The organism is Terrabacter terrae (assembly GCF_039529575.1).
Taxonomy (GTDB): domain Bacteria; phylum Actinomycetota; class Actinomycetes; order Actinomycetales; family Dermatophilaceae; genus Terrabacter; species Terrabacter terrae.
The window spans coordinates 1-933 of the sequence record NZ_BAAANB010000080.1 but is presented as its reverse complement, the minus strand read 5'-3'; the positions used below and the strand labels follow the sequence as shown (position 1 = coordinate 933).

The 933-nt window shown below is 73.5% G+C and carries 2 protein-coding genes; one reads left to right on the top strand and one right to left on the bottom strand.

Annotation, left to right across the window (positions count from 1 at the left end):
* The coding region (locus ABD194_RS19255) for a maleylpyruvate isomerase family mycothiol-dependent enzyme (RefSeq protein ID WP_343994489.1) at positions 1 to 515 on the bottom strand (515 nt) is incomplete at its 3' end.
* A gap of 73 nt (positions 516 to 588) precedes the next feature.
* On the opposite strand from ABD194_RS19255, the gene ABD194_RS19250 reads away from it, so the two are divergent.
* Positions 589 to 933, top strand: a 345-nt coding sequence (locus tag ABD194_RS19250; RefSeq protein WP_343994487.1) for a MarR family winged helix-turn-helix transcriptional regulator, incomplete at its 3' end; no start/stop codon positions are given.

Below are 933 nucleotides of genomic sequence, written 5' to 3'. Positions count from 1 at the left end.
GCGCCCACGTCGACATCGGCGTCGGTGGCGACCAGGCGCAGGCCGGTCAGCCGGCGCCGCGCGTGGAACGGCCAGCCCACCTCCCACACCCTCGCGAACGACGCCTCGGCGGCCGCAGTCGGCATCGGCCGGTCGATCCCGAGCGGCACGGCGACGTCCTGGCCGTGGACGAGAGCGTCCATGAGGATGTTCTCGGGGTTCGTGACCCGCGGCATCGTGCGGGCGGCTGCGTCACGCCTCAGCTCCTCGACGATCCCCTCCGTGGGCCGCCGCGCGTGCTCGACGGCGACCTGCGCAGCCGCGGCCCAGAGGTCACCACGCGCGCGGACGAGCTGCCGCAGCAGCGTTCCGGTCGCTGTGGCGGTCGGCGTCATCGCCACGTGGGCCGCGACGTCCCGGACGCGCCAGAGCGCGCACAGCGACGGCGTCTCCCACTGCTCGGGCGTGAGCTCCTCGAGCAGCGCCGCCAGGCTGAGGCGCTCCAGCTCGAGCGACCGCCACAGGGTCTCGTCCACCTCGACCTCCCCACAGATGGTAAGAAGTTCTTACTAGATTTCCACTCCCCCGCTCCCACCGCAAGGGCCACCCGTGACCGATCGAAGCCGCCGCACCACGAAGCCCGATCCCGACCGCGGCGCCGGACCCCGGCCGAGCCTCGGTGTCCTCCTGTTCATCCCGGGCCGCCACCTCGAGCAGCGGATCCTCGAGGCGGTGCACGAGGCCGGCTACCCGATCACGCTCGCCCAGGCGCGGATCGCCCAACGCATCGACGACGGGGGGTCGCGGCTGACCCGACTCGCCGAGGCCTCGCAGGTCACCAAGCCGACCGCCGGCTACCTCGTGGACCAGCTCGAGAAGGCCGGCTACGTCGAACGCGTCCCCGACCCGCGCGACGCCCGCGCGCGCCTGGTCCGCTTCACGGCCAAGGGCCGC